At 67.6% G+C, this 5,162-nt stretch carries 3 protein-coding genes; 2 read left to right on the top strand and 1 reads right to left on the bottom strand.

Annotated features, from left to right (window positions below):
• On the bottom strand, nucleotides 1-158 hold a 158-nt coding region (locus tag VJ655_RS03995; protein WP_324109776.1), incomplete at its 3' end, for an undecaprenyl-diphosphate phosphatase.
• A gap of 228 nt (nucleotides 159-386) precedes the next feature.
• Here VJ655_RS03995 and VJ655_RS03990 point away from each other — a divergent pair.
• Nucleotides 387-1,835 (top strand): NAD(P)-dependent oxidoreductase, encoded by a 1,449-nt coding sequence (locus tag VJ655_RS03990; protein WP_324109775.1) that lies wholly within the window; start codon nucleotides 387-389, stop codon nucleotides 1,833-1,835.
• 17 nt (nucleotides 1,836-1,852) lie between these two features.
• Nucleotides 1,853-5,162 (top strand): glutamate synthase large subunit (gene gltB / locus VJ655_RS03985; RefSeq protein ID WP_324109774.1); only part of this gene is annotated, 3,310 nt, incomplete at its 3' end.

Below are 5,162 nucleotides of genomic sequence, written 5' to 3'. Positions count from 1 at the left end.
GCCCCCAGCTGGATCAATACGATGAAGGTGTCCCAGGCCGGATCGGTCAGGCCCATGGCCTCCTTGGTCAGCAGCAGGTGGCCGGTGGAGGAGACAGGAATGAACTCCGTCAGCCCCTCGACCAGACCCAGAATGATGGCGCTCAACCAGTCAGGCATATCTCGGCTCCAAACCCGGCCCTGGCGTGCGCCCGACACGGTAAATAGGTCGTAAATCCACAAAGTGGACTATATGGCCGCGCTGTTGCGACTCGGTCTCAGGCGCGACCCGCTGACGCGGCATATATAAGTCTATTTTTTTGACCAACACATTCTTATTGCCCGAAAGAGTCCGTATTAGGCCCCGCAGAGCAATTTTTCTCCCGCCGTGGAGATGAGGAAAGTCGCATGGCCGAACGCATGCTGAAATTCATCTCGGTAGCCCGCAAGACGCCTGAAAAGCGCGCGGCGGCCGAGCGTTCCGGCGACTTCCACGAGATTTACGCCGACTTCATCGACGCCAAGGCGACCGAGCAGGCCTCGCGCTGTTCGCAATGCGGCGTTCCGTTCTGCCAGACCCACTGCCCGCTGCACAATAACATCCCCGACTGGCTGCGGATGACGGCCGAGGGCCGCCTGGAAGAAGCCTACGCCCTGTCGCAGGCGACCAACTCCATGCCGGAAGTCTGCGGCAGGATCTGCCCCCAGGACCGCCTGTGCGAAGGCAACTGCGTCATAGAACAGTCGGGTCACGGCACGGTGACGATCGGCTCGGTGGAGCGCTACCTGACCGATAAGGCCTGGGAGAACGGCTGGGTGAAGCCGCTGGTCGCCGGGCCGGCGCGCGGTCAGTCCGTCGGCGTGATCGGCGCGGGCCCCGCGGGCCTGGCCGCCGCCGAGAGGCTGCGCGAAGCCGGCTATGACGTCACCGTCTACGACCGCCACGACCGCGCCGGCGGCCTGCTGATCTATGGCATCCCCGGCTTCAAGCTGGAGAAGGACGTCGTCGAGCGTCGCACGAAGCGCCTGGCCGATGGCGGCGTCGTGTTCAAGCTCTCCTTCGAGGTCGGCAAGGACGCCACGCTTGAAGACCTGCGCGCCAAGCACGACGCGGTGCTGGTCGCCGTGGGCGTCTACGCCGCGCGCGATCTGACCGTGCCGGGCGGCGGCAGCAAGGGCGTGGTGCCAGCGCTCGACTATCTGATCGCCTCCAATCGCCTGAACCTGGGCGACACCGTGCCGGCCTTCGAGTCGGGCGAGCTGAACGCCGAGGGCAAGGACGTGGTCGTGGTCGGCGGCGGCGACACCGCCATGGACTGCGTTCGCACGGCCATCCGCCAAGGCGCGGCCTCGGTCACCTGCCTCTATCGCCGCGACAAGGCCAACATGCCCGGTTCGATGCGCGAAGTGGCCAACGCCGAGGAAGAAGGTGTCACTTTCGAATGGCTGGCCGCTCCGCGCGCCCTGTCGGGCGAGGCCGAGGCCGTCACCGGCGTGCGCGCCATCCGCATGCGTCTGGGCGCCCCGGACGCTTCTGGCCGCCAGAGCCCCGAGGAAATCCCCGGCGGCGACTTCGACCGCCCGGCCCAGCTGGTGGTCAAGGCCCTGGGCTTCGAGCCGGAGAACCTGCCCGAGCTGTGGTCGGCCCCCGACCTGAAGGTGACCCGTTGGGGCACCGTCAAGGCCGACGTCCGCAACCAGATGACCAATCTGGATGGCGTCTTCGCCGCCGGCGACATCGTGCGCGGCGCCTCGCTCGTCGTCTGGGCGATCAAGGACGGCCGCGACGCCGCCGACGCCATCCACCGCTACCTGCAGGCCAAGGTCGGCGCGCCCGCGCTGATCGCGGCGGAATAAGAGAGAGGATTCAGACCATGAACCAGATGGACCTCTATCTGAAGAACCGCCAGGCCCTGATCGACGGCCACGCCTATGACCCGTCGACCGAGCGCGACGCCTGCGGCGTCGGCCTGGTCTGCGCCATCGACGGCCAACCGCGCCGCGAAGTCGTCGAACTGGCGATCAAGGCCCTGAAGGCCCTCTGGCACCGGGGCGCGGTCGACGCCGACGGCAAGACCGGCGACGGCGCCGGCATCCTGGTCTCGGTGCCGCAGGACTTCTTTGTCGACCAGGTGCGCCGCACCGGTCACGCCTTGCGCCCGGGCTCGGTCGCCGTCGGCCAGATCTTCCTGCCGCGCACCGACCTCGGCGCCCAGGAGGCCTGCCGTACGATCGTCGAGGCCGAGGCCCTGCGCTTTGGCTTCTACATCTATGGCTGGCGTCAGGTGCCGGTCGACACCTCGGTGATCGGCGAGAAGGCCAACGCCACGCGTCCGGAAATCGAGCAGATCATGCTGGCCGCCCCGGCCGGTCTCGAGGGCGAGGCGCTGGAGCGGGCCCTGTTCCTGTGTCGCAAGCGCATCGAAAAGCGCGTCCACGGCCAGAACATCACCGACTTCTACATCTGCTCGTTCTCGGCCAAGTCGCTGATCTACAAGGGCATGTTCCTGGCCCAGCACATCGACGAGTTCTATCCCGACCTGAAGGACGAGCGCTTCGCCGCCGCCGTGGCGATCTTCCACCAGCGCTATTCGACCAACACCTTCCCGCAATGGCGCCTGGCCCAGCCCTTCCGGATGCTCGCCCACAACGGCGAGATCAATACGATCAAGGGCAACGTCAACTGGATGAAGTCCCACGAGATCAAGATGGCCGCCCAGGCCTTCGGCGAGTTCGGGGATGACGTGAAGCCGGTGATCCAGCCGGGCGGCTCCGACAGCGCCAACCTCGACAACACCTTCGAGGTGCTGGTGCGCGCCGGCCGTGACGCGCCGATGGCCAAGGCCCTGCTGGTGCCTGAAGCCAACAATCCGAAGATGAAGGACGCCCACAAGGCGCTCTATTCCTACTGCAACGCCGTGATGGAGCCGTGGGACGGTCCGGCCGCCCTGTGCGCCACCGACGGTCGCTGGGTCGTGGCCGGCAAGGACCGCTCGGGCCTGCGCCCGCTGCGCGTTGCCTATACCGACGACGGTCTGGTGATCATGGGTTCGGAAGCCGGCATGTGCGGCGTCGAAGAGTCCCGCATCACCCGCAAGCTCGCCATCTCGCCGGGCCGGATGATCGCCATCGATCTGGCCGAAGGTCGCCTCTACGGCGAGGACGAGATCATCGAAGAGCTGGCCGGCCGCCACCCCTACACCGAGTGGCTGGGCAACATGGTCGATCTCGAAAAGGAGATCGGCCCCGGTCCCGAGCCGCGCAAGTACGGGCGCGAGGAGCTGACGCGTCGCCAGGCCGCCGCCGGCTATAGCCTCGAGGACCTGGAAATGGTCCTCGCCCCCATGGTCGAGGAGGGCAAGGAAGCCATCGGCTCTATGGGCGACGACACGCCCCTGGCGGTGCTGTCGGAAAAGTACCGTCCGCTCAGCCACTACTTCCGCCAGAACTTCAGCCAGGTGACCAACCCGCCGATCGATCCCCTGCGGGAGACCGGCGTCATGAGCCTGAAGACCCGGTTCAAGAACCTCGGCAACATCCTGGCCCAGGACGCGGCCCAGGCCGATGTCTACGTGCTGGAAAGCCCCGTGCTGACCACCGGCATGTACGAGCGCGTGCGCGGCCTGCTGGGCGAGAAGAACGTCGCGGTCATCGACTGCACCATGCCCCTGCCGGCCGAGGAGGCCCGGGCCGGCGACGCTCTGCGCGCCAACCTCGACCGTATCCGCGCCGAGGCCGAAGACGCCGTCCTGCGTGGCTGCGGCGCCATCGTGCTGACCGACGAGGCCACGGACGCCGAACGCGTCGCCCTGCCCATGATCCTGGCCACCGGGGGCGTCCACGCCCATCTGGTCGCCAAGGGCCTGCGCAGCTACGTCTCGATCATCGTCCGTTCGGCCGAGTGCCTGGACACGCACTATTTCGCGGTGCTGGTCGGCGTCGGCGCCACGGCGGTCAACGCCTACCTGGCCCAGGAGAGCTTCCAGGACCGCCTGGAGCGCGGCCTGATCGGCGACAAGACGCTCAAGGACGTCTGCCTGAACTTCAAGGGCGCGATCGAGGGCGGCCTGCTGAAGATCATCTCCAAGATGGGCATCAGCGTCATCTCCTCGTACCGCGGCGGCTACAACTTCGAAGCCGTCGGCCTGTCGCGCGCCCTGGCCGCCGAGTTCTTCCCCGGCATGCCCTCGCGCATCTCGGGCATCGGCCTGGCCGGCATCGAGAGCAAGACGGTCGAGCTGCATCGCAAGGCCTGGGGGGTCGCCGCCGTCACCCTGCCGGTCGGCGGCCTGTACAAGTCGCGCCGCTCGGGCGAGGCCCACGCCTTCGAGGCCCGCCTGATGCACACCCTGCAAACGGCCTGCGACACCGGCGACTACGAGCTCTATCGCCGCTGGAGCAACGGCCTGCGCACCCAGAAGCCGATCCAACTGCGCGACCTCCTGGACTGGCGCTCGGACCGCAACCCGATCGCCACCGACGACGTCGAGAGCGTGAACGAGATCCGCAAGCGCTTCGTCACGCCCGGCATGAGCCTGGGCGCGCTGAGCCCCGAGGCCCACGGCGCCCTGAACATCGCCATGAACCGCATCGGCGCCCGCTCGGTCTCGGGCGAGGGCGGCGAGGACAGCGCGCGCTACAAGCCGCTGCCCAACGGCGACAACCCCAACAGCGCCATCAAGCAGGTGGCCTCGGGGCGCTTTGGCGTCACCGCCGAGTACCTAAACCAGTGCGTCGAGCTGGAGATCAAGGTCGCCCAGGGCGCCAAACCCGGCGAGGGCGGCCAGCTGCCTGGCTTCAAGGTCACGGAAATGATCGCCCGCCTGCGTCACTCGACGCCCGGCGTGATGCTGATCAGCCCGCCGCCGCACCACGACATCTACTCGATCGAGGACCTGGCCCAGCTCATCTACGACCTGAAGCAGATCAACCCGATCGCCCGCGTCACCGTGAAGCTGGTCGCCGCCACCGGCATCGGCGCGATCGCGGCCGGCGTAGCCAAGGCCAAGGCCGACGTGATCCTGGTCTCGGGCGGCGTCGGCGGCACCGGCGCCTCGCCCCAGACCTCGATCAAGTACGCCGGCGGTCCGTGGGAGATGGGCCTGTCGGAAGCCAATCAGGTGCTGACCCTGAACAACCTGCGCCACTCGGTCGTCCTGCGGACGGACGGCGGCATGCGGACGG

This window comes from Caulobacter sp. (assembly GCF_035254145.1).
Classification (GTDB): domain Bacteria; phylum Pseudomonadota; class Alphaproteobacteria; order Caulobacterales; family Caulobacteraceae; genus Caulobacter.
Note: the sequence above shows the minus strand (reverse complement) of the source record. Positions and strands in the feature narration are given on the sequence as shown.

Coding starts and splice junctions, on each gene's coding strand:
- VJ655_RS03990 (WP_324109775.1), top strand. CDS start 387: ATGGCCGAACGCATGCTGAAATTCATCTCGGTAGCCCGCAAGACGCCT.